The sequence below is a fragment of the Tumidithrix helvetica PCC 7403 genome, from assembly GCF_965232925.1.
GTDB classification, from domain to species: Bacteria; Cyanobacteriota; Cyanobacteriia; order Pseudanabaenales; family Pseudanabaenaceae; genus Tumidithrix; species Tumidithrix helvetica.
Window position 1 is genome coordinate 185,090 of sequence record NZ_CBDDRA010000003.1, and the last position, 22,299, is coordinate 207,388.

Here is a 22,299-nt window from a genome sequence, read left to right on the forward strand (position 1 = left end):
TTATTAGCTCCCACAAAAAGTTATGGCAAATTCTCCAGAACGGATAGATGCGATCGCGCAATCAAAGGAATCCCTCAAAAAACAAGAACGTACAGCTTCTTTGGGGGATTCAACCCATCAACAAGACCTCGGACAACCCTATCTCCAAGTTCAGAACATTCGCAAATCATTTGGGCAATTTGTCGCCCTCCACGATATCAGTCTTAATGTTTATGCTGGAGAGTTTGTCTGCCTGTTGGGCCCCAGTGGTTGTGGCAAAACCACCCTACTGCGAATTATCGCGGGATTGGAACAACAAACTAGCGGGCGGGTAATTCAAGGGGGTAAAAATGTTTCCCATTTACCTCCATCTAGGCGCGATTTTGGCATTGTGTTTCAATCCTATGCCCTATTCCCCAATCTGACTGCGGCACAGAATATCGCCTATGGGTTGCAAAACACGCCCATGCCTAAGCCTCAAATTGACCAGCGCGTCAAAGAATTATTGGAAACTGTCGGTTTAGAAGGATTTGGGCAAAAATATCCCGCCCAGATGTCTGGAGGTCAACAACAGCGGATTGCTTTAGCCAGAGCTTTAGCCCTATCGCCCAGCTTGCTGCTTTTAGACGAACCGCTCTCGGCATTGGATGCCAAGGTCAGAAATCGTTTGCGCGTCGAAATTACCCAGTTACAAAAGCGTTTGGGTGTGACAACGGTAATGGTAACCCACGATCAAGAGGAAGCCTTGACGATGGCCGATCGCGTTGTGGTGATGGACAGAGGTTCGATCGCTCAAGTGGGAACACCGCGTGTCGTGTACCAAAATCCCAGCAATCCTTTTGTGGCAAACTTCATTGGTTCCACCAATCTTTTGACGGGCGAAGTTGTTTCCGAGACCCAAGTGCGATGTGGGAATATCTTGCTCGATGCAAACATTGGAGAGTTTTCTGTAAATAGCCCGATCGCGATCGCCATTCGTCCCGAAGCAATTCAGCTATGCGATCGTAGTGAAGAGGATGAGGCTGCATCGAATGTTTTATCCGCTGAGATCGAAGGCATAGAATTTCTCGGCTCGGTGTATCACCTCACCCTGCGCCCAGATGGGAATTCTAAATCCGTCGTGACCATTGAGGTCTCGATTCATCAAGCCCAACAAATTGATTTGAATTTAGGCACGTCCTTAAGAATTCAACTTCCTGCCCAGCATATTCAAATCTTTCCCAATCGCGTCTAAATGACACCTTGAATTGGCAATCCTATGACATTAGCACCATCCAAGAAATCTATCTTCCCATTTCCAGCTCAAGCGGAAGTTCGCCAAATTCCTACCAAGGAAGACTGGATTTTGAGAATCGCGATCGTTGTCAGTACGCTATGGCTTTTGGTTGGCGTGTTGCTGCCGCTTTATCCCATGTTGATTCGCAGTTTTCAGGATATGGATGGGCAGTGGATCGGACTCGACAATTACCTTCGCTATTTTCAAACACCTTCGCTTTCTGTTTCTCTTTTTAACACGTTTTATATCGCGATCGCCAGCGCCGCTATCTCCGTAGTTTTGGGATTTATTTATGCCTATGCCCTCACCCGCACCGCCATGTTTGGCAAGCCATTTTTTCGCATTCTTGGTTTGCTACCCCTCTTCATCCCTCCCCTAGCGCATAGTATTGGGTTAGTTTACCTATTTGGGAACAAGGGTTTGATCACCACGGGGTTCTTTTCTCTGTTGCCGGGGTGGGACATTAATTTATACGGCTCGAATGGCATCATTATTGGCGAAGTTTTGTATTGTTTTCCCCAAGCTGTGATTCTTTTGATTACGGCATTAAACATTACCGATGCCAGACTTTATGAAGCAGCGGCAGCCCTACGTACCCCCGCCCATCGCGTATTTTTGACCGTGACTTTACCGAGCGTAAAATACGGACTCATGAGTGCGATTTTTGTTTGCTTTACCCTAGCCTTCACTGATTTTGGCGTGCCCAAAGTTGTAGGCGGCGGTTTTAACGTCCTCGCCACGGATATCTACAAGCAGGTGATCGGACAGCAAAACTTCTCGATGGGAGCGACGATTGGCGTATTTTTATTACTTCCAACAGCGATCGCCTACGTTCTAGACCGCGTTTTTCAAAGACGCCAAACTGCTTTGGTCAGCAGCAGATCGGTTCCATTTCAACCGAGTCCGAATCCAAAGCTAGATTGGCTGATGTTTGTCATTTGCAGCGCGATCGTCGCTTTTATTCTGCTCGTGTTTGGCACGATCGTTTTGGCATCTCTCGTCAAGGTTTGGCCTTACAATTTCGCCCTCACAACAAAACACTACGATTTTAATGCTGTGGGAGGCGGAGGGCTTGCTGCCTATTGGAATAGCATCCAAGTTTCTCTCTATACGGCAGTTTTTGGCACGATCGCTGTTTTTCTGGGTGCTTATCTGGTCGAGAAAGGTAAAGGATTGACAATACTGAGATCGTTCAATTATTTCTTGTCCACGATTCCCTTAGCCCTCCCTGGTTTGGTCTTGGGACTCTCCTACGTGTTTTTCTTTAACAAGCCCTTATGGAATATTCCCTATACAAATCTGGCTTTAGTGAATCCTTTCCACGGACTTTACGGCACGATCGCTTTGCTGGTGATTTGTAACATCATTCACTTTTATACGGTCGGTTTTCTCACGGCAAGTACGGCTTTAAAGCAAATTGACCCAGAGTTTGAATCTGTTTCTGCTTCTATGAGGGTGCCATTTTACAAAACTTTTTGGCGAGTCACAATTCCTTTAACAATTCCTGCGATTCTGGAATTAGGTAGTTACTTTTTTGTGAACTCAATGGTAACAATCTCGGCAATCATCTTTTTGTATCCACCCAATGCTCCTTTAGCTGCGGTAGCGATCGTAAATATGGATGATGCGGGGGATGTGGCTCCTGCCGCTGCGATGTCTACGGCGCTCGTACTGACAAGCATTGGCGTAAGGATTCTCTACTGGCTTCTAACTCAAGGTTTAGCCAAACGCACTCAAACCTGGTTAAAACGTTGAAACATTCAATTTTAACAGAAGGATACCTACGATGGCTTGTCGATTTCACATCAGGAAAACCCCATGACTGCAATTAAATTAGTCGCTTTGGATATGGCTGGCACGACCGTCAAGGACGATCGCGAGGTAGAAACCTGTTTCATGCGTGCTGCTGAAAAAACAGGACTGAAAGCCTTGCCCGAACGAGTAATCGCCATGATGGGACTCTCAAAACGACTCGTTTTCCAAACCCTCTGGGCAGAGCAAATTGGCACAAACGATCCGAACTATCTTGCAAATGTGGAAACATCCTTTTCAGCTTTCAAACATATTTTAGAAAATCACTATCTCACCCAACCCGTAGAACCGACCATCGGATGCCTAGAACTATTTGACTGGTTGCGATCGCGACGAATTCAAATTGCTTTGACTACAGGGTTTTATCGCGAGGTTACGGATATTATTCTCAAGCGTTTGGGGTGGGATCGGGGATTGAACCCTCACTATATCGGCTCCGAATCATCAATAATTCAAGCTTCGATTACGCCCTCAGAAATATACGATCTAGAAGGTCGTCCCGCGCCATATATGATTCAAAAGGCAATGTATCAGCTAGGAATTATCGATCCCAAACAAGTGGTCTGCATCGGCGATACGCCTTCCGATCTCTTAGCAGGACGCAATGCTGGTTGCCTCTATACCTATGGTGTTACCAACGGAACCCATACAAGAGAACAATTAGCGATCTTTCCCCACGATGGTCTTTTTGCATCCTTGACTGAATTCCAAAAGACCTTAGCGAGTTTATATAGCGCTCCTGAATGATATAAGAGATTCTTTGTCCTGTATAGAATCGTAGGGGCAATTCATGAATTGCCCCTACACACAAATCAAATTAGGATTGCTATAGACTTTCAAATCACAAAGAATTGACGATAATGAGCCGAACATGAGTCAAACAAATCATACAGAAATTGCGATCGTGGGTGCCGGGATTGTCGGTCTCGCCCATGCACTCGCGGCTGCCAAAAAAGGGTTCAAAGTAACTGTATTCGAGCGAAATCTCGCTGCTGTAGGAGCTTCCATTCGCAACTTTGGCATGGTGTGGCCGATCGGTCAACCTGCTGGGAAATTGCGCGATCGCGCCCTCAGGTCTAGAGAGATCTGGTTAGAAGTTGCTGAAAAAGCTGGACTTTACTGCGATCGCTGCGGTTCTTTACTGCTTGCCTACCGCCAAGACGAACTCGACGTGCTCGAAGAATTTATCGCCACCAACGAACCCAACGATTCCATTGCTTTGTTGATTGCCGATAAAGTAGCAGGAAAAAGCAATGCAGTTAATTCAGATGGTCTGCTCGGCGCACTCTGGAGCGATACGGAAATGACGGTCGATCCGAGAGAAGCAATTCAAAAGCTCCCAGCGTTTTTAGCGCATCACTATCCGATTGAGTTCCAGTTTGGCAAAACCGTAACGGCTATTTCCCATCCCAATTTCCAAGTAGGAAGCGAACTATGGACTGCCGATCGCATTTTTGTCTGTAGCGGCGCAGATATGGAGACGCTGTATCCCCAGATATATGCGGAAACAGGGATTACAAAAGTCAGGCTACAGATGATGCGAACTGTACCTCAACCAGAAAGTTGGAGATTGGGTCCTTCGCTCTGTGCGGGATTGACCCTAACGCACTACGCATCGTTCGGTCACTGTAGTACGTTGGATGCCTTAAGAAAAAGGATAGAGCTTGAAACACCAGATTTTCCAAAGTGGGGAATTCACGTCATGGCTTCTCAAAATGGATTGGGAGAAGTAATCCTTGGAGACTCCCATGAATACGGATTGAATCCCGATCCCTTCGATCGCAGCGAAATCAACGACCTCGTTCTCGATTATTTACAGAAATTCGCTAAGTTCCCATCGTTAGCGATCGCGGAAACTTGGCATGGGGTTTATGCAAAACTTCCTGGTAAAACCGAATTTATCGCTCAGCCAGAACCCAATGTCGTTCTGGTGAATGCCCTTAGCGGTGCGGGTATGACCCTATCCTTTGGCTTAGCTGAGGAGAATATAGCAACTTATTTGTAGCTTCTATGACCGTAGATTATCTCAACCCCAACCTACCCTCTGGACTCAAGCGGATTGTGATGCCAGCGATCGAGGCAACCGATGCCACGTTAGCTGGATATGGATATTTAGTGAACGATCCTGCTATCGCTCAAATAGAAATTGTGCAATGGCCTGCCCAAGGATGGCGATCGGTCGATCTGGGTAGCGGCGATGGCGCAGGTACTACTGAAGGAATTTTTTGGAGTGAATGGCAAGGAGAAATTTTATTTGGGCATAATGAAGCCGTTGATGGCAACTATATTCTAGCCTATGCCACAGAGCCATGCCTTGCCGTTCTTGAAAGCGATCGCGTACCAGAGCAAATCCTCCTTTGGCATGCAAACTATCACCCTGATGGCGGACAGCTATTCTTTCCTCTCGATCGCAAACCTTTCTTCGTTCCTCTCGCATTACCGGGCGATGATGTGAAGCCTGAAGATTTCATCTGTTTTCGATTTGATGGAAATTGTGGACTTTATATCCATCCAAATGTTTGGCATGAAGGTGTATTTCCCCTCTCTGGGAAGCAACGTTTTTTTGATAAACAGGGAGCAGTCCACGCTCGTGTTTCCATCGATTTTGCGAGGGAATTTGGTTGTTTGCTCGCAGCGAAGTGCAGGTTTTAATTGGCAATTGGTAATTTGGAGCGATCGCATGAAATTTAGCCTCGATGAAATTCTCGATATTTTTGCCACGAGAGGGCACGCTCAATATGGTGGAGAACCTGTGAGCCAGTTAGAACATGGATTGCAATGCGCCACACTGGCGAGAGAACGGGGTGCAAGTTCAGAACTGATTACCGCTTGTCTCCTGCACGATCTGGGACATTTGTTGCATGATTTAGGTGAGAACTGTGCAGAGAAAGCGATCGACAGTCGCCATGAATATGAGGGTGTAAAACCACTGGAACTGCTTTTCCCACCAACGGTCACAGAGCCAATTCGGCTACATGTGGAGGCTAAACGCTATCTCTGTGCTGCCGATCCTACTTACCTTGCAGGTTTATCTCTCGCATCTCAAAGCAGCCTGATTCTGCAAGGCGGGATTTTCTCTAAAGAGGAAGCATTCGTGTTTATGGGAAAGCCCTATGCTAAAGATGCTGTAAGCCTCAGAGCATGGGACGATCTCGCGAAGGTAGAAGGATTAAAAACACCAGATTTAAACGATTTCGTAACCATTGTGGCAAGTTGTCTACGGTAAAACAGAAAAGCATGCAAATGACAGAACAGACGAGATTGAGAGTTACGGTCAATGGCTTCTTTGTGGATGCCGATGAGGTGTTATTAATCCACCAAATGACTTTACCCGAAATAGACTGTTGGGATCTGCCCGGCGGTGGGTTGGAGCCCAATGAGACCGTTCTTGAGGGGCTGCATCGCGAAATCCAAGAAGAGACAGGAATCGCAGTCTTTGATGTGCTGCAGTTATTAGCGGTCACAGATAGCTTTTTTCCCGATCCGCTGATTTCGGGGGGGGTACTCCATAATGTCAATATTATTTACCAATGCTCCGTAGACCGCCAGTCTTGCGTTCTGAGCAGCTCCGACCCAGAGATAGGCTCAAAAGGAATTCAGTGGCTCCCTATTCGTACAATTACTTCTGATATTTGTTCTGTGCGCTGTTGGCAAGCTCTAACAGCATTCAGAAGAACCAATACTCTTGAGTAATCCCATTTTCAAAAAACTGCATGTAGCACGGAACTCATACCAATTTAAAGACCAAGGGTAACAGATCTAGCATGTGGTTAAGAATTACAGTGTCTTGCATTTCCTATCTGTTGCTTTCACCAATTAAATTGGTATGATACCAATTTCTCTTAAAATTGCGACAGATCGGGTTTTGTGTTCCGCGCTCCGCGCGGTCTTTTCAAAAAGATGCGTTGCATCACTTTTTGAAAATGGTATCAAATTCAGAGCTGTGGCAAATTTATCGGAAATCTTGTGAAAAAATCACCCTCAACGAAGTCTTCGCTGAGGGTGAAATGATTCAAGGAGCTAAGTAAACAGAACCTGTTTATGCAAACTGAAATTTTATAGAAAAGCGATTTAACTTTGTCCTAATTCTGTATGGGGCAACTATCTGGTCTACCCGTAAGTTCGTTTGTCAGGTTTCGGCATTCTGTACTGATAACACCGACCAAAGGTGGAGGTAACTGTTTAGCTTTGCTCAATGCTTTAACGTAATTTTGTTTGGCATCTCCCAGGCTACTGCCTCCCTTGAGCCAAAGAATTTGTCCCTTGAGGTAATACAGCTCTGGATTGTTTGGTGCTGCAATGAGAGCCTTATTCACTGCTTCTAACGCAAGGTCGGTTTTTCTAGCATCGCGGTAGGCTAAAGCAACTCCACGCCATTTGACATAATCAGGAGAAGCATATTGTTTTAAACTGGTAAGCGCATTCTCTAGATCGGAAAGCGGCAAAACGGAAGCAATCAGCATATCCATATAACCTTTGACCACATTTAGCTCTGGGTCTTGAGGGTCAATGTCTTGGGCATTCTTAACTTCGTCAAGAGCTTGTTGAACTAGCGGTAATGCTTTAGGTGCACTCGTGAGCCCTTCTGTCTTTACGACATAGCCTGCTTCAATGAGATTGCTAGCAGCGAGGTAAATATGACCCCGTAATTTGTCAGTACTCAGCAATCTCCGAGCCTGGGCCCGAGTTTTGTCACCATAGACCTTCATATCGAGATAATCTTCACGAATAAAGGCAACAGAAGCTCTTAGGGCTTGAATCAACGGCTCATCGTATTCAGTTTTGAGCGCGATGTCAATTTGTTTGACAGCATCAGAAAAGTTCCCTTCCCTAAATAGCAGTTCAAAAGCTTTTTGCGTATCTGCACCAATCGGACGCGGATTTGATGTGCGAAAGGGATCGCCCGCCCAGCTCGGCAGTACGATCACTGTTGCCAAAACGCTGGCAATCAGGGAAGCTGAAACAAAGTTAACAGGTCGCATCATATATTGAGTTCCTTGCTTATCTCAAACGAGAGATGTTTTTGGTAAAGACAGATTTTGAGGAGATGAGCTTCTTAGATCGTAAGTCACAATCTTCAAGACGCTACGATCGATCGTAAGGTTTCCACCTGATTAAATTCTACGCTTTAGAACATTGGGAGCAGCGATAGTTGCCGAAAATTCAGCCAAATCTTGTATTTGAGATAGGTCATAAACTCCAGCCCAAGCTGCCAATAAGCGATCGCCCATTAGCCTGCCAGTTTCTAAGATTTCCAAACCTATATCATCCTTGTATTCTGCTGGCACTTGTCCTTGGTAAGCCCCTGCGATCGCACCGATACTCGCCCCAATAATCGGATTCATTAGCTGGGTGCGCTTTGTGGCAAGTCCCCAATGACGGGGGGTGCTAAGAAAGCAATAGAGTCCATAGGCGATCGGTTGATGTAGGGTATGACGAGCAATTACCCCACTTTGTCCGCGATCGACCAAATCTTGTGCCAACCGCAACTGCTGAATTAAAGTTTTCAAACCCTCCGCATTAAGTTCCTCCTCTAGTTCCTTGGGTAAATACGCACAAATATGACCGATCAGATTTCTTGGATAGAGTGCATCTCGACAGCAGAGCGCGATCGCATAGGCCAAAATCAAATGCTCTGGAGTCGCCACATAGCTAGATAGCACCTTGGATAAAGTATGTACGTCTTGATGCCAAAACAAACCTAGGGCGATCGCTTGGCAAACCTTTGTCCAGACATCCAGTTCTTGATTGGCTATGGGTTCAATCGGGAACTTTGTCTGAGATGCGATCGCGATTTCAACCGCACCAGATATTTTCTCGCGCTGATGGGATGGCAAAACAAGCAATGCACCTGTTAAGGCCGCCCGAAACCGACTTTTGAGTGAATGATGATTTACCAAAATGCCCTTAAAGTTTTGAGCGAAGTTTTGAGCCTTGAAGTATTTTCGCAAAAATAAAAACAAACAAATTTTGCCAGAAAAACCTAAGTCTGAATCATTAAATTCAAAGAAACCAAATGAGATAGATTGCGATCGCAACCAAAGCGAGCATCATCAGGGTGTAAACAATAACACGCAACCATACACCTAGAAATAAAGTTAACAGCCCAAAAAAATCTGGCACCCTGCTGTAATTCCACACAGGTTTATAGTACTTGATTTCAGCCTTTTCGTAGGTAGCGATCTGGGATGCAGGCATGGTCTTATAGTGAAGCCGACCAAAGGGGGCAAGCAGTTTGAATTGGTTATACCTCTGATGGTTTTTACGCCAGCGATTCCGTAGATTTTTTGCCTGCCCCACATAAAACACTAGCCAAAAAGCCGTGACGTAATAAACTCCAGCTTCAGTGGGTAATTCGTGGAGCTTATGAATAGATTTGCTAGGCAGCAGAAAGATTTTCATCCCTCGGCTAGTTGTGATAGAGGTTAAATAAATGCAAAGGATATTGCCTCAGTATTTGCAGGTAGTATATAAGTAAGTCAGCCTTAAGTAATTGAAATAAGTAGGTTAGGTTTTACTTATATGTCAGACTTTAATCGTGGCATTATGAAGTTTGATGGTGCTGATAGCCCCGTGGCGATCGCACTTTCAGCAGTTGTAGTTTTAAGCGCGATCGGCGTTTTGTTATGGTGGGGTTTCCAATCTGCTTATATGTAAATATAAGTGATTTTGGTGGGTGCAGAATCTGCTCGCCAGTCTCTGCAAGGGTTTGGCTGAGCAGGCACTAAAAAACTTTATTACTATTCAACTTTGCTTAAAAAAGTGCTTGACTTGGTGATACAAGTTTGTCATTATAGTTAAGCACTTTTTGAGTGACGTGCGGGTGTGGCTCAGTGGTAGAGCATCTCCTTGCCAAGGAGAATGTCGAGAGTTCGAATCTCTTCACCCGCTTAACTTCTAGGAAACTATCTTAATTGTCTACCCAGTTTCTGGGCGCTGGTTCCATCTGACAGGATTATTAGGCTAAAGTCCTTGTCAAGTAAGGGGTTTAGTCATTTTAAGACCAAATCATCGAAATCCAGAGACCAAAAGGATTTTAGAGCTTTTTCCCATAGTGCGGAACCAGTGCCCAGGATTCATATAGTCATCATGTGGTGTAGCTACCACCAATGGTATTTAAACAGCTCGACCAGTAGATAGAGTAAAGGGGAAAGCGTAACAGTTAGGAGGCTCGAAAATTGGCTCTGAGCAATCTAAAACTCAAAAATGAGTATCGTAGTGACAACTGCGATCTTATCCAAGATTTCTATATTCCCTGTCTAGAGAATTCCTTTCTCTACTGTCGGGCAGTGGGATTTTTTTCTAGTACCTCCATGGCAACAGTGGCAAAAGGTTTGACAGCATTGCTTCACTCTGGGGGCAAAATGCGCTTAGTGTCATCTCCCTGTTTATCTCAAGAAGATGCGGCAGCGATCGCTCAAGGACTAAGTCAGCGAGAAGAGATCGTTACCCAGAGTCTGTTAAGAGAATTAGAACAGGAGTTTGAAGAAGTTGTTAAAGATCGCCTCGCTTGCCTTGCTTGGTTATTGAGCAAAGGTTTGCTAGAAATCAAGCTTGCCATCTGTAGGGACATCCGCAGTCATAGGGGCATTTATCATGAGAAGCTAGGACTTTTCTCCGATCGTGAGGGAAATCTTGTGGCATTTACTGGATCGGCGAATGAAAGTTCGAGTGCTTTAATGGATAACTTTGAGTGTATTGATGTATTCTGCTCGTGGGAGAAGGGCGTCAGGGAACGCGCACTGAGCAAGCAAGAGAACTTTCTACGGTTATGGGAAAATCGCACACCTTCCTTAGACATTCTTGACTTTCCCGAAGCAGCAAAGCGATCGCTTCTGCGTTTGCGTCCTAACAATCCACCGATTGAGTCAATTCCGAGGAAAAATTCCGTTGTGGGAGAAGCAGAACAATGCTACATCCCCATCGTCAGCAATCCCGAACGAGGGATACCAATATTACCAAATACCTTAAGTTTGCGGGATTATCAGAAACAAGCGATCGCAAACTGGTTTGAGAATCATGGGCGCGGCACGCTCAAGATGGCAACGGGTAGCGGAAAGACCATTACGGCATTGGCGATCGCGACTGAGCTACATCAAAAAATTGGTTTACAGGTTCTATTGATCGTCTGTCCTTACAGGCATTTAGTGATCCAATGGGAAAGAGAATGTCAAAAATTTGGGCTAGAGCCAATCCTTGCATTTGAAAAAGTGCATAACTGGCAAGCCCGATTGTCCACGCAACTTTACAACGTGCGATCGGGGCATCAGAAATTCCTGACAATTATCGCGACAAATACCACGTTAATTGGTCAGGGATTGCAGTCGCAGCTTCGCTACTTACCCGATAAAACCTTAATTGTGGGAGATGAAGCGCATAACTTAGGCTCAAAAAGGCTAGCAGAAAGTTTGCCGCGCAATGTGGGCTTGAGATTAGCGCTATCTGCTACACCAGAGCGTTATTTTGACGAGTTAGGAACAGAAGCTCTGTTTGATTATTTTGGTGCAGTGATTCAACCCGAGTTTACCCTTGCGGACGCAATTAGAGCAGGGGCATTGGTACATTACCTTTACTATCCGATCTTGGTAGAACTAACGGAATCTGAGACTGAGAAATATGCTGAGTTGACGAAGAAAATCGGCAAGGCGATCGCATTGGAGGGTGACAGCGAAATCATCGCGGCTTTACTGATGCAACGGGCAAGGTTATTAGGGTCTGCTGCTAATAAGTTGACCGCATTAAGGGAACTGATGCAACAACGCCTTGAGACAACACATACGCTGATCTATTGTGGTGATGGCTCAGTTGAGGATGAGGTTGCAGAGACCAGTACCAGCCAATTAAATGCGGTGGCGCAATTATTAGGCTCAGACTTGGGGTATCGAGTCAATACTTATACAGCAGAGACATCTTTAGAAGAGCGGGAGAATTTAAGGCTTTTGTTTGAAACTGGAGATTTACAGGGACTTGTAGCGATTCGTTGTTTAGATGAGGGTGTGGATATTCCCGCGATTCAAACTGCAATTATGTTGGCAAGTAGTACGAATCCTCGCCAATTTATTCAGCGACGCGGACGAATTTTGCGCGCACATCCCAATAAAACCCGTGCGACTTTATTTGACACGATCGTTTTACCACCCGATCTAGGTAGGGACAGTATAGATGTCGAACGTAATTTACTGAGAAAAGAGTTACAGCGCTTTGTGGAGTTTGCTAATTTAGCAGACAACTGCGGAGAGGCTAGACTAAAGCTAGTAGACTTGCAAAAACGCTATGGGTTGCTAGATTTGTAAGCATAGCGATCGCAGTCGCTAGTGTAAACGAGTATATAAAGTAGAATCGATGACCAAAGTTCCCAACCTGAGCAATATACATGAGCCGATTGATCGGGCTTCACCCGCAGTTCAACAAATTATTCGCAACGTCTTGACGATCGAGAAAGATCGTCTCGACAAAAACGAGCTAGGTCGGATCAATGAAGATATTCTCAAAATTGTCAAGGAAGCTGTGCAATGAAGCTGATCTCCATCAAGCTGTTTAACTTTCGCTGTTTTTATCAACAAACGCCTGAGATTGTGTTGGCAAGATCTGACGATCGCAACATCACAGTCATGCACGGCAACAATGGCACAGGCAAAACTTCGCTGTTGAATGGCTTTACATGGGTGCTATACGAAAAATTTACAGCGGCTTTTGGTGACCCAGAGCAGTTAGTCAATCGTCAAGCGATCGCCGAATCCCAACCGAATCAAGCTGTTGAATGTTGGGCGGAAGTCTTATTTGAGCATGATAGCAAGCGCTATAGAGTCAAGCGACAGTGCCGCGCCTATAAACGCAACATTAGCGAAGAGAGAATTATTGACTACAGCAAAAGTGAATTACTGCTATTGGTTTCAGGGGATGACGGACGCTGGACTCCCCACAAGCAAATGCCTGAGGCAGTAATTAATGGCATCTTGCCCAAGAGCTTGCATCAATACTTTTTCTTTGATGGAGAGCGCATCGAACAAATTGTGAGATCGGATAATCGCAATGAGATTGCGGAAGCGACAAAAAAGCTTTTGGGCGTGCAGGTTTTAGACAATGCGATCAAGCATCTTAAAGAAGCCAAAAAATCCCTAGAAGAAGAACTCAAAAGTGTGGGTGATGCTCAAACCAAGACCTTAATTTCTCAAAAGCAGCAAATAGATCGAGACATCACCGCACTAGAGGCGCGACTGGAGGAAATCGATCGCGAAGTCGAGTGCCAAGCTCAGCTAAGGCGAGACTGTAGCCAACGCTTGGCAGAGTTGGGCGGCGTAGAAGAAATCCAAAAGCGGCGAGAAGCGCTCGAAGCGCAAGAACGCGACAATCGGGATAATCTCCGTCGGGTAAAAAACGAACTGAAGCAGGCGATTTCCACTCAAGGCTATAGTGTGTTTCTGCCGAATGCGATCGCTGATTTTCGAGAACTGGTGGGTGGGTTACACGAACGTGGCGAACTTCCTGCGGATATTAAGCAAACCTTTGTACTCGACCTGCTAGAACGTCAACGCTGTATTTGTGGTGCAGAACTCCATGAAGGCTCACCCAATTACGAACAGGTAAAAACCTGGTTAGACAAGGCTGGCCTGGCAGATGTGGAAACTGCCACTTTAAAGCTTGAGGGCTTTGTCGATGAAGTTGAAAAGCAAGCAACAGATTTTTGGCAAGGCATTGATACCAAGCAAGCAAATATCAATCATCTCAAAAGCAATATTTCTCGCCTTGAGTTAGAGTTGGAAGCTATTCGCGATCAGTTACGCCATAGCCCGATTGAGGATATTCGCCAGATGCAAACGCGCATCGATCAGGTCGATCGCAAGGTTGAAGACTTAAATCTAGAAAAAGGCGCAAAGCAGCAAAAAATTACTGACTATCGGTTGCAAATCGAAAATTTGAGCAAGCAAATTAAAAACAGCAAACAAAATGAAGGCAAGCAAAAGCTAGCTCAAAAACGCATTAATGCTGCCCAAGAGGCTATAGATTTACTGATTGATTTAAAAGCAAATCGTAACGAACTCTTTCGCAAACAATTGGAAGCTCGCATCGCTCAAATCTTTAGCCAGATCTCTTTCAAGGCACTAACGCCAAGGTTGAGCGAAAAGTATGAATTGAGTCTAGTTGAAACTGTTGCTGGTCAAGAAGTTCAGTCGGGTGCTTCCACAGGTGAAAATCAAATCCTTAGTTTGTCTTTTATTGGTAGCATTATTGATTGTGTGAGGGAATGGAGCAAGACAGGGTTGGTGATGGGGCCAGATAGCAGTACGTTCCCAATTGTCATGGACTCGCCATTTGGTAGCCTAGACGAAATCTATCGCAGGCAAGTGGCACGATTAATTCCTAGATTGGCAAATCAGCTTGTGGTGATGGTGACAAAAACCCAGTGGCGCGTAGAAGTTGCAGAGGAAATGACTGCGCGGATTGGGAAAGAGTATGTATTTGTATTCAACTCTAATAAACCCGATCCTCAAACAGATGAAATCGTTTTGTATGGTACGAGCTATCCGTTAGTGCGAGAGAGTGCCTATGAATACGAATATACCGAAGTTTTGGAGGTCAGTCATGGTTAACACACTTGCTCTAATTCTAAAAACTTTTAATGGATAGAGAGATGACAGGCGATCGCGTAAATTTGTCTGAGACCTATACAGAGTTGTTGGTTGCAGTAAAGCAACGGATTCGGGCTGCTCAATATGAGGCTTTGAGGTCAGTCAATCGGGAACTAGCTATGCTCTATTGGGATATTGGCAAGATGATTGTGACTCGCCAGCAAGGAGAAACTTGGGGCAAGTCCGTTGTAGAACAACTAGCCAAAGACTTACAAGCGGAGTTTCAAGGGGTAAGCGGTTTTTCTGCTCGTAATATCTGGAATATGCGTAGTTTTTATTTGAGCTACAGTCAAAATGAAAAACTGCAACCAATGGTTGCAGAAATTGGTTGGTCGCATAATTTGGCGATTATGGAGAGATGCAAAGACGATTTAGAGCGTGAGTTTTACCTTTGGATGACTCGCAAATTTGGCTGGACAAAAAATGTGTTGATTCACCAAATCGAGAACCAAACTTACGAAAAGACGTTGCTGAATCAGACAAATTTTGATGCAACGCTATCTGAAGAGAGTCGCGATCGCGCTAAGCTAGCGATTAAAGATGAATATACGTTCGATTTTCTAGAGTTGGGAGATGAGCATAGCGAGCGTCAGCTTGAGACAGCTATTTTGGCACAGGTTGAGCCATTTTTGCGAGAGATGGGTGGGATGTTTGCGTTTGTGGGCAGTCAATATCGGTTAGAGGTGGGGGAGGATGAATATTTTATCGATTTGCTGCTGTATCATCGGCACTTGCGATGTTTGGTGGCAGTTGAGTTAAAGGTAGGTAAGTTTAAGCCTGAGTATGTGGGGAAAATGCAGTTCTATTTAGCCGTGCTAGATGATAAGGTGCGGATGATAGATGAGGGGCAATCGATTGGAATAATTCTCTGCAAGTCAAAGGATAAGACAACGGTGGAATATGCTTTGAAGGATGCGAATAAACCAATTGGGGTAGCAACCTATCGGATGGTGTCAACGCTGCCACAGGAGTTAAAGGATCAGTTGCCTGCTCCCGAACAGGTGGCGATGTTGTTAAGTGGGATTGAGGAGTAGATCACGATGGCTGATGCAAGGGTTAAAATCGCGAAGGATAAGGCTGATTTGGTTAAGTCTTTAAAGGCTGATGGGGTGGATGATACGACGAAGCCGTTTCAGACTTATGCTGAGGTGTTGGTGTTTGCCGCATCGTTAGGAGCAAAGCGCGATCGCAGGGAGCCTTTTAGTGAATTCTCAAAAAAAGACCCAGATCCGATTTCGCAAGAAATTTTTAGAAAATATTGCAAAGTAATGGCTTGGTCTTGGTAAATGAGTATTCGTAGAGTTTATATTGCCGAAGATAAAGCAGAATTAGTTCGCTCCTTAAGAGCTGCGGAAAATCCTACTGCGCCCTTCCAAACTTATGCTGATGTCATGACGTTTGCCGCAGTCCTTGGGCTAAAGCGTGGCAAAAAGACACCTCTTGGTAAAACATCAAGAAAGGAGCCCGATCCAATTCCACAAGATCAGTTTTTAGCGAGAGGCTATGAACCTGCGATCAATTTAATTGCGATCGCAGATACAAAAGATCCGAAAAGTCTTGCTCTTGACGAAGAATCTAGCAACATTCGCGTTCAAATCTTTGAGGAGTATGCCAATGGAGGACTTGAAGCTTTGCAAAGCGAATTGCAAGGAAGTGTTGACTATACCGATACAATTCTGCTGATGTTGCTAGCTGAAAAGAATAGAGAATCTCTAGAAGATTTTGATTTGAGTAGATTTTTATGAACAAAGATCTACTTTTCTATTCCAAAAAATTTGCCAAGCTGCGAGTAGACCGTGTGCGTGGAATTGCCCCTCATAAGCCCATACTCATCCTATCTGCGATCGCTCTAATCCAACAGGAAGTAATCACTCAAAATCGCATATTTTTATCGCCAGAATTAATCGCCACATTTCTCAAGTATTGGAGTCACTTGGGTTCAGAATCTCATCGTTCAGATATTGCCCAGCCATTCTTTCATCTTCAGGGTGATGGATTTTGGCATCTAAAAGCAAAAGTAGGATTTGAACCCGTAATCAACTCAAAAGTCAAAATCAAAACCCTCAGTGGATTGAGAGATGCTGTACAGTATGCCTACTTCGATGATGAGCTTTTTGAACTAATCCAAGATCCATCCTCAAGAAGTGGCTTGATTGATGTGCTCGTAAACACTTGGTTCTCCGATAAAACATCACAAATCGCACAACTTTTTCAAATCAATTCCTTTCAGGAGTTTCAAGATCGCTTAAGAGAACAGGGTGGCATTGTCTATTCTGCTGATGAAATAGAAGACGAATCTAGATTGATTGTTCGAGATGCGGCATTTCGTAAAATAGTAGTTTCTGCTTATGAATTTCGATGCGCGTTTTGTGAGTTACAGATTCTCAATTCTCTAAATCAACACATCGTTGACGGAGCGCATATCAAACCATTCTCTCAATTTCGCGACGATCGCTTTGATAATGGTCTTTCTCTTTGCAAAAATCATCACTGGGCTTTTGACCGTGGCTGGTTTACCGTTGATGATGACTACAGGATTATTGTCTCTGAGGATTTAAGAGAAGCGTCACCTCATGCAAGGACTATGAGAGATTTTCATGGTCAGTACATTGCATTACCAGCACAACAGAGCTACTTTCCTAGAATTGACGCTTTGCGTTGGCATCGAGAAAATGTTTTTAATCATGGCGAGCAACTTTTTCTAACTTACTGATTGCCCATATACAGACTTTTGAATTCTTTTGCAGCATTGGGATTAATTTTCTCTAATGCTTCAACAATACGCAGGACTGTCTCAGAGTTAGGATCTCTAACTTCATTAGTCCAACGATAAATATTTGAACGACCAACTCCTAGAGCATTAGCCAGATTTGTTTGACTAATGCTATATCTTTCCAGAACTAGCCCAAGTGCTTTACCTGCTTTACCCATGCCTTTGATCGTGTCAGAGGATGTTTAGCATGTAAAGAAATGTGACCATATGGACTACACGACGTATAATTCTGTAGTCCATTTAGTTTCGTTTTACCTGTTTGTAGGCTATTTAGTCTACAAAGTTACTGTTCGCGTCAGCAAATTTTGAACATACTCCCGATATTTGCTTACTTTCTCCATTTCACAATATTTACAGGATTATGGATAACTAGCAAAATCTGAGATCGCTGTATAGCTTCTGCATTAACGATCAGTGGCGAATTTGCTTTGTGTGGACAAATGAAAACAATGCGGATCGAGTTGAAATTGTAGACTACCACTGAGGAAAATTGCTATGGACAACAACCTTCTTCCAAACATTCACCCTGGCGAAATTCTGCGGTTAGAATTTCTGGAGCCACTAGATATAACTCCCTATCGGTTAAGCAAAGATATAGGTGTAGCTCAAACGCGAATTAGCGAAATTTTAGCTGAAAAGCGTAGCATTACAGCCGACACGGCTCTACGTCTATCTCGCTATTTTGGTAATAGTGCTCAGTTCTGGCTAAATTTACAGACACAGTACGATTTACGTCAAGCTCAGGAAGAAAACAGAGAAATTTATAGTCGCATTCCTATAGCTCAGCTTACTCATTTAACCTAGCTGAAACATGGCAAATACAACTATGAGACCTAACACAAGACTCGACAGCGATCAAAAATTACACAAAGAATCCTCTAGCCCCCTGCAACTCCTCCAACAAGCAGGGCTGATTGGTTGCATTGAAGCAGAACCAGATTTGTCAGTTCAGTATAAGAAATACCTCAGCGAGAGCCTAAGTGACAAATATAGTCATCCTTGACACAAGGCTTCGCTTTATACCTAATCACTGGAAAATCGACACCCTTTCGATAACTTGATGCAAATCAACTAGTGAATGTAGCAAAATCTTTACCCCATGGTTTATCGTAGACTATTTGTAGTCCATATGGACTACAGCAGTAATAGGGATATCCCGAAAACAAGGCAAGTTGATAACCATGACCGATCCCCAACGCACTACACCCCAGTTAATCGAAGACATTCAGGCGCTGATAACTGAGATCCAGCAGTTGTACTGTCATGACGAAATTCCTTGGATTATTGGCTATTCGGGCGGCAAAGACTCCACCACCACCCTACAACTCGTTTGGCAAGCCCTCCAGCAATTACCCACCGAACGACGCACTAAACAGGTCTACGTCATCACCACCGATACCCGCGTCGAAAACCCGATCGTTGCCACATGGGTAAAGCGATCGATCGCGAATATGCAAACCGCTGCGATCGAGCAAGGGTTGCCCATCGAGTCCCACTTACTCTTTCCTGATGTCAAAGACACCTTCTGGGTCAACCTCATTGGTAAAGGCTACCCCGCACCCCGTAACGGCTTTCGCTGGTGTACCGAACGCCTCAAAATCAAGCCATCTAACCAATTTGTGCAAAACATCGTTCGTGCCAAAGGTGAAGTGATCATCGTACTAGGCACGCGCAAAGCTGAAAGTACTCGCCGATCTAGGTCAATGAGCGACCATGAAATCGGTAGCATCGGCGATCGCATTGGTGACAGCACGCTAACCTCTTGGCTTTACCACGGCAGCCTACCCAACTCCTTGATCTATAGCCCCATTGCTGATTGGCGCAACGACGAGGTTTGGCTCTATTTGCATCAGTATCCCAATCCTTGGGGCAACAGTAATAAAGATCTTTTCACCATGTATCGCGGCGCAACCGCCGATAACGAATGTCCCCTTGTTCTTGACAGCAGCACCCCTAGCTGTGGTGACTCACGTTTTGGTTGCTGGGTCTGCACCTTAGTCAACAAAGACAAATCCATGGAGGCAATGATTCAAAACGATGACGAAAAAGAATGGATGCAGCCCCTGCTTGAACTACGCAACGCCCTAGACAATCCCGATGATTGGGATAAACGCGATTTTCGCCGTATGAGCGGCAACGTGCAGTTATTCACCCACAACAACGACGGCAAGCAAGAAGTGAAGCCAATTCCGGGGCCTTATACAAAAAAATGGCGCGAACATTGGCTCCGAGAGTTGCTCAAAGCTCAAACCCTTGCTCGCAAAAATGCACCACCCGAAATGCAAGCGATCGAACTGATCACCCAAGCCGAACTCAGCGAAATTCGACGAATTTGGCGCGAAGACAAACATGAATTTGACGACGCACTTCCGCGTATTTATCTCAAAGAAACAGGCGAAAAATTTCAAGACATCAATTCCAATGATAGCCAGAGTCTGCTCGGAGCTGATGAATGGGAAATCCTTGCGAACCTCTGCGGTGAAAATGCCATGCATCTAGAACTGACTACCAAACTCCTAAGTGTAGAAAGACAGCATTACGGCAAAATGCGGCGGGTTGGCATTTATGAAGCCCTAGAAAAATGTTTCGAGACCAGTTCGCGTTCTCAAGAAGAGGCACTTGAAAATGCGCATCGTTTCAAAGATCTTAAAGATGCTGCCCAAGAAGGAGATGTTGACAAAGTGCGTCAACTAGCTCTAGGGGAAGTACAGAAGAGTGCTGAACCTGAGACCTCACCTAAAGCGAGTAATTGGGCATCCATGAAATTTGGCGCACCCGTAGCACCATCAGAGGTAAAGTCTTGATTTTTCGAGAATTAATTCTGCAAAACTTTGGTGCATATCAAGGGCGACACATCATTGACCTCACCGTCTCAGTCAATCAGGAACATCCCCCTATCATTCTATTAGGAGGATTGAATGGAGGTGGGAAAACTACCTTTATTGATGCATTACGCCTCGTACTATATGGTGCAAAAGCCCAATGCTCCACGAGAGGGAACCTAAGCTATGGCGAATTTTTGTCTCAAAGCGTGAATCGTGATGCCAAAATGGGTGAAGAGGCGACGATTGAACTAGTTTTTGAGCAAGCCAGTTTCAATAAATCCGAACTTCGCCAAGTCCCGATCTCTGTCTCCCGTCGCTGGACGCAGCAACCCAAAAACGGTCGCGATATTTTAGAAGTTCGTGTCGATGGCTGGAATAACGAAGTCCTGACGAACACTTGGGATGAATTTATCGAAGAGATCATGCCCATTGGTATTTCAGGCTTATTTCTGTTTGATGGTGAGCAAGTTCGAGAACTTGCCTTACAAGACACGCCGACCCAAGGAATAGTCGATGCCATTCGTACCATTCTAGGACTAGAACTAGTCGATCGCTTAGAAATCGATTTAGAAGTATTAGCCAGCAAAAAACGTCGTGAATCCGTTGATACAGAAGCCTTTAGTAAACTTGCAGAAATTGAGACATTAATTACACAACAATCCGCAGAGATTGAATTAGAAGAAGAACACAAGACCCAACTGGAAGCCGATCTAGAAACGGCTAAAGTATCTTTAGGAGAAGTCGAACGCGAATTTATGCGTAAGGGTGGAAAAGCTGCGGGAGACAAACAAGAACTAGAGCAAAGCTATCAGCACCTGAGAGCAGAAGCCGATCGGCAGAGAAAGGAATTACTAAGTGTGGCAGAAACCTGTTTACCACTGATGCTGATTAAATCTCCTCTTTTAGAGCAAGCAATCGAACAAAGTAAAAAAGAGCTACATCTTCAAAAAGCCAAAGCTGCCCTAGATCTGATTAAAGAACGCGATCGCAAATTATCTGAATTCATTCAAAAGCAAAACTTCCCTAAAAAATATATCCGCTTAGTTCAGGAGTTTCTAGAGGCAGATCTTGCCCAACTGGAAGATGAATCTCAGCACGGTGAAGCATTGCTAGGCGTTGATTCCGACCTACTGCATGCACTCTCAACGCTCTTGGAATATGATTTACCTCAAACTGCTGCCTTAGCAAATTCTATAGTGCAAAAGCTAGAATCCTGCGATCGCGAAAGTATGCAAATACAAAATGTTATTGCCTCTGCTGCAAGCCCAGAAATCTATCAACAGCTCTTACAGAAGAAAGAAGAAGCTGAATCAATTTGTGAATCCTTAGAAAATGAGCTAGACGATACTAAGCGGAACTTAGCACTTCTCGAACGTAAGTTAGCCTCAAGCAAAAGAGAACTAGAAAACTATGGAACAACCATTGTCGCAAGAGGCAATCTAGAATTTTTCTTCCAATCCGTAGGCAAAGTACAAACAACGCTAGATTTATTTAGGAAAGAACTCACAGCTCACAAAATTGCTCAACTGGAAAATAGTGTCACAGAATGCTTTCTACATCTTTTGCACAAATCTCGACTCGTTCATCGCATTACGATCGCACCTGATACATTTCGGCTAGAACTTTATAATGCAGAAGGTAAGCCTGTCCCCAAACATCGCCTCTCAGCAGGTGAAAAACAAATGCTAGCGATCGCTTTCCTATGGGGATTAGCCCGTGTTTCAGGCTGTCAATTACCAATTGTGATTGATACACCCCTCGGTCGGCTGGACTCATCCCATCGCCTTAATCTTTTAGACCGCTACTTCCCAAATGCCAGCCAACAAGTAATTTTACTCTCTACCGACACAGAAATTGGCAAAGAAGAAGTAACTCGTCTCCGCCAAAACAACCTTATTGCCCACGAATACCTCTTAGATTATGACGAATCTACAAACCGAACCTTCGTGCGATCGGGATACTTCTGGTAATTGACAACTGACAACCGATAACCAATCACTAACC

General features: G+C 44.7%; 23 protein-coding genes, 1 tRNA gene and 1 pseudogene. 21 read left to right on the plus strand and 4 right to left on the minus strand.

Annotated features, from left to right (window positions below; genetic code table 11):
* Window positions 1–22 precede the first annotated feature (22 nt).
* The 7 genes from ACP2WE_RS04495 (at window position 23) to ACP2WE_RS04525 (ending at window position 6,760) form a co-directional block, all read left to right on the plus strand.
* Entirely contained in the window at window positions 23–1,213 is a 1,191-nt protein-coding gene (locus tag ACP2WE_RS04495) for a putative 2-aminoethylphosphonate ABC transporter ATP-binding protein (protein WP_425214396.1), read from the plus strand.
* Between the two features lie 24 nt (window positions 1,214–1,237).
* On the plus strand, window positions 1,238–3,010 hold the full coding sequence (locus tag ACP2WE_RS04500; protein WP_425214397.1) for a putative 2-aminoethylphosphonate ABC transporter permease subunit: 1,773 nt from the start codon (window positions 1,238–1,240) through the stop codon (window positions 3,008–3,010).
* Between the two features lie 63 nt (window positions 3,011–3,073).
* Window positions 3,074–3,814: an HAD family hydrolase gene (locus ACP2WE_RS04505; RefSeq protein WP_425214398.1), complete on the plus strand. Its 741-nt coding sequence runs from the start codon at window positions 3,074–3,076 to the stop codon at window positions 3,812–3,814.
* A gap of 124 nt (window positions 3,815–3,938) precedes the next feature.
* The gene (locus ACP2WE_RS04510) at window positions 3,939–5,072 is read left to right on the plus strand and encodes a TIGR03364 family FAD-dependent oxidoreductase (protein WP_425214399.1); all 1,134 of its coding nucleotides are present in this window, start codon (window positions 3,939–3,941) and stop codon (window positions 5,070–5,072) included.
* A 5-nt stretch (window positions 5,073–5,077) separates the two neighbouring features.
* Entirely contained in the window at window positions 5,078–5,719 is a 642-nt protein-coding gene (locus ACP2WE_RS04515; protein WP_425214400.1) for an ureidoglycolate lyase, read from the plus strand.
* A gap of 28 nt (window positions 5,720–5,747) precedes the next feature.
* Complete coding sequence (locus tag ACP2WE_RS04520) at window positions 5,748–6,293, plus strand: phosphonate degradation HD-domain oxygenase (protein ID WP_425214401.1); 546 nt, start codon at window positions 5,748–5,750, stop codon at window positions 6,291–6,293.
* A 17-nt stretch (window positions 6,294–6,310) separates the two neighbouring features.
* A complete protein-coding gene (locus tag ACP2WE_RS04525) occupies window positions 6,311–6,760 on the plus strand; it encodes an NUDIX domain-containing protein (protein WP_425214402.1) in 450 nt (149 codons plus the stop codon).
* 389 nt (window positions 6,761–7,149) lie between these two features.
* On the opposite strand, the gene ACP2WE_RS04530 is transcribed toward ACP2WE_RS04525, so the two are convergent.
* The 3 genes from ACP2WE_RS04530 to ACP2WE_RS04540 all read right to left on the minus strand — a co-directional run bounded on the left by ACP2WE_RS04530 (window position 7,150) and on the right by ACP2WE_RS04540 (window position 9,469).
* A complete protein-coding gene (locus ACP2WE_RS04530) occupies window positions 7,150–8,052 on the minus strand; it encodes a Sll0314/Alr1548 family TPR repeat-containing protein (protein ID WP_425214403.1) in 903 nt (300 codons plus the stop codon).
* 129 nt (window positions 8,053–8,181) lie between these two features.
* Entirely contained in the window at window positions 8,182–9,018 is an 837-nt protein-coding gene (locus tag ACP2WE_RS04535; protein ID WP_425214404.1) for a hypothetical protein, read from the minus strand.
* A 52-nt stretch (window positions 9,019–9,070) separates the two neighbouring features.
* The gene (locus tag ACP2WE_RS04540; protein ID WP_425214405.1) at window positions 9,071–9,469 is read right to left on the minus strand and encodes a GIY-YIG nuclease family protein; all 399 of its coding nucleotides are present in this window, start codon (window positions 9,467–9,469) and stop codon (window positions 9,071–9,073) included.
* 120 nt (window positions 9,470–9,589) lie between these two features.
* Between ACP2WE_RS04540 and ACP2WE_RS04545 the strand changes: the two genes are divergently transcribed.
* The 9 genes from ACP2WE_RS04545 to ACP2WE_RS04585 all read left to right on the plus strand — a co-directional run bounded on the left by ACP2WE_RS04545 (window position 9,590) and on the right by ACP2WE_RS04585 (window position 17,410).
* Window positions 9,590–9,724 carry a hypothetical protein gene (locus ACP2WE_RS04545; RefSeq protein WP_330483408.1) on the plus strand — a complete coding sequence of 45 codons (135 nt, stop codon included), beginning with the start codon at window positions 9,590–9,592 and terminating at the stop codon, window positions 9,722–9,724.
* A gap of 162 nt (window positions 9,725–9,886) precedes the next feature.
* Window positions 9,887–9,958, plus strand: a tRNA-Gly gene (locus ACP2WE_RS04550).
* A gap of 1,001 nt (window positions 9,959–10,959) precedes the next feature.
* Window positions 10,960–12,360 carry a DNA phosphorothioation system restriction enzyme gene (locus tag ACP2WE_RS04555; protein ID WP_503473940.1) on the plus strand — a complete coding sequence of 467 codons (1,401 nt, stop codon included), beginning with the start codon at window positions 10,960–10,962 and terminating at the stop codon, window positions 12,358–12,360.
* Window positions 12,361–12,409: 49 nt separating this feature from the next.
* Window positions 12,410–12,583 carry a hypothetical protein gene (locus tag ACP2WE_RS04560; RefSeq protein ID WP_330486039.1) on the plus strand — a complete coding sequence of 58 codons (174 nt, stop codon included), beginning with the start codon at window positions 12,410–12,412 and terminating at the stop codon, window positions 12,581–12,583.
* Window positions 12,580–14,658 (plus strand): AAA family ATPase, encoded by a 2,079-nt coding sequence (locus ACP2WE_RS04565; RefSeq protein WP_425214406.1) that lies wholly within the window; start codon window positions 12,580–12,582, stop codon window positions 14,656–14,658. The genes ACP2WE_RS04560 and ACP2WE_RS04565 overlap by 4 nt, the downstream gene beginning before the upstream one ends.
* 29 nt (window positions 14,659–14,687) lie before the next feature.
* The gene (locus ACP2WE_RS04570) at window positions 14,688–15,731 is read left to right on the plus strand and encodes a PDDEXK nuclease domain-containing protein (RefSeq protein ID WP_425214407.1); all 1,044 of its coding nucleotides are present in this window, start codon (window positions 14,688–14,690) and stop codon (window positions 15,729–15,731) included.
* A 6-nt stretch (window positions 15,732–15,737) separates the two neighbouring features.
* On the plus strand, window positions 15,738–15,983 hold the full coding sequence (locus tag ACP2WE_RS04575; RefSeq protein WP_330486035.1) for a DNA phosphorothioation-associated 4-like protein: 246 nt from the start codon (window positions 15,738–15,740) through the stop codon (window positions 15,981–15,983).
* On the plus strand, window positions 15,984–16,442 hold the full coding sequence (locus tag ACP2WE_RS04580) for a DNA phosphorothioation-associated protein 4 (RefSeq protein ID WP_425214408.1): 459 nt from the start codon (window positions 15,984–15,986) through the stop codon (window positions 16,440–16,442).
* The gene (locus ACP2WE_RS04585; protein WP_425214409.1) at window positions 16,439–17,410 is read left to right on the plus strand and encodes an HNH endonuclease; all 972 of its coding nucleotides are present in this window, start codon (window positions 16,439–16,441) and stop codon (window positions 17,408–17,410) included. Before ACP2WE_RS04580 ends, ACP2WE_RS04585 begins: the two co-directional genes overlap by 4 nt.
* On the opposite strand, the gene ACP2WE_RS04590 is transcribed toward ACP2WE_RS04585, so the two are convergent.
* Complete coding sequence (locus tag ACP2WE_RS04590; protein WP_330486032.1) at window positions 17,404–17,628, minus strand: helix-turn-helix domain-containing protein; 225 nt, start codon at window positions 17,626–17,628, stop codon at window positions 17,404–17,406. The two genes, ACP2WE_RS04585 and ACP2WE_RS04590, sit on opposite strands and share 7 nt — an antisense overlap.
* A 233-nt stretch (window positions 17,629–17,861) precedes the next feature.
* On the opposite strand from ACP2WE_RS04590, the pseudogene ACP2WE_RS04595 reads away from it, so the two are divergent.
* The 5 genes and pseudogenes from ACP2WE_RS04595 to dndD all read left to right on the plus strand — a co-directional run.
* Window positions 17,862–17,954 (plus strand): annotated as a pseudogene (locus ACP2WE_RS04595) (type II toxin-antitoxin system RelE/ParE family toxin); the annotation flags it as partial.
* Window positions 17,955–17,965: 11 nt separating this feature from the next.
* Window positions 17,966–18,274: a HigA family addiction module antitoxin gene (locus ACP2WE_RS04600; protein ID WP_425214410.1), complete on the plus strand. Its 309-nt coding sequence runs from the start codon at window positions 17,966–17,968 to the stop codon at window positions 18,272–18,274.
* A gap of 7 nt (window positions 18,275–18,281) precedes the next feature.
* Complete coding sequence (locus ACP2WE_RS04605; RefSeq protein ID WP_425214411.1) at window positions 18,282–18,473, plus strand: hypothetical protein; 192 nt, start codon at window positions 18,282–18,284, stop codon at window positions 18,471–18,473.
* Between the two features lie 178 nt (window positions 18,474–18,651).
* Window positions 18,652–20,274, plus strand: a complete 1,623-nt coding sequence (dndC, locus tag ACP2WE_RS04610) for a DNA phosphorothioation system sulfurtransferase DndC (RefSeq protein ID WP_425214412.1) — start codon at window positions 18,652–18,654, stop codon at window positions 20,272–20,274.
* Window positions 20,271–22,265: a DNA sulfur modification protein DndD gene (gene dndD / locus ACP2WE_RS04615; protein ID WP_425214413.1), complete on the plus strand. Its 1,995-nt coding sequence runs from the start codon at window positions 20,271–20,273 to the stop codon at window positions 22,263–22,265. Before dndC ends, dndD begins: the two co-directional genes overlap by 4 nt.
* The last annotated feature ends 34 nt before the right edge of the window (window positions 22,266–22,299 follow it).

Coding starts and splice junctions, on each gene's coding strand:
- ACP2WE_RS04500 (WP_425214397.1), top strand. CDS start 1,238: ATGACATTAGCACCATCCAAGAAATCTATCTTCCCATTTCCAGCTCAA.
- ACP2WE_RS04515 (WP_425214400.1), top strand. CDS start 5,078: ATGACCGTAGATTATCTCAACCCCAACCTACCCTCTGGACTCAAGCGG.
- ACP2WE_RS04565 (WP_425214406.1), top strand. CDS start 12,580: ATGAAGCTGATCTCCATCAAGCTGTTTAACTTTCGCTGTTTTTATCAA.
- ACP2WE_RS04570 (WP_425214407.1), top strand. CDS start 14,688: ATGGATAGAGAGATGACAGGCGATCGCGTAAATTTGTCTGAGACCTAT.
- dndC (WP_425214412.1), top strand. CDS start 18,652: ATGACCGATCCCCAACGCACTACACCCCAGTTAATCGAAGACATTCAG.
- ACP2WE_RS04505 (WP_425214398.1), top strand. CDS start 3,074: ATGACTGCAATTAAATTAGTCGCTTTGGATATGGCTGGCACGACCGTC.
- ACP2WE_RS04530 (WP_425214403.1), bottom strand. CDS start 8,052: ATGATGCGACCTGTTAACTTTGTTTCAGCTTCCCTGATTGCCAGCGTT.
- ACP2WE_RS04580 (WP_425214408.1), top strand. CDS start 15,984: ATGAGTATTCGTAGAGTTTATATTGCCGAAGATAAAGCAGAATTAGTT.
- ACP2WE_RS04520 (WP_425214401.1), top strand. CDS start 5,748: ATGAAATTTAGCCTCGATGAAATTCTCGATATTTTTGCCACGAGAGGG.
- ACP2WE_RS04590 (WP_330486032.1), bottom strand. CDS start 17,628: ATGGGTAAAGCAGGTAAAGCACTTGGGCTAGTTCTGGAAAGATATAGC.
- ACP2WE_RS04525 (WP_425214402.1), top strand. CDS start 6,311: ATGACAGAACAGACGAGATTGAGAGTTACGGTCAATGGCTTCTTTGTG.
- ACP2WE_RS04545 (WP_330483408.1), top strand. CDS start 9,590: ATGTCAGACTTTAATCGTGGCATTATGAAGTTTGATGGTGCTGATAGC.
- ACP2WE_RS04585 (WP_425214409.1), top strand. CDS start 16,439: ATGAACAAAGATCTACTTTTCTATTCCAAAAAATTTGCCAAGCTGCGA.
- ACP2WE_RS04540 (WP_425214405.1), bottom strand. CDS start 9,469: ATGAAAATCTTTCTGCTGCCTAGCAAATCTATTCATAAGCTCCACGAA.
- ACP2WE_RS04510 (WP_425214399.1), top strand. CDS start 3,939: ATGAGTCAAACAAATCATACAGAAATTGCGATCGTGGGTGCCGGGATT.
- ACP2WE_RS04575 (WP_330486035.1), top strand. CDS start 15,738: ATGGCTGATGCAAGGGTTAAAATCGCGAAGGATAAGGCTGATTTGGTT.
- ACP2WE_RS04605 (WP_425214411.1), top strand. CDS start 18,282: ATGGCAAATACAACTATGAGACCTAACACAAGACTCGACAGCGATCAA.
- ACP2WE_RS04600 (WP_425214410.1), top strand. CDS start 17,966: ATGGACAACAACCTTCTTCCAAACATTCACCCTGGCGAAATTCTGCGG.
- ACP2WE_RS04560 (WP_330486039.1), top strand. CDS start 12,410: ATGACCAAAGTTCCCAACCTGAGCAATATACATGAGCCGATTGATCGG.
- ACP2WE_RS04495 (WP_425214396.1), top strand. CDS start 23: ATGGCAAATTCTCCAGAACGGATAGATGCGATCGCGCAATCAAAGGAA.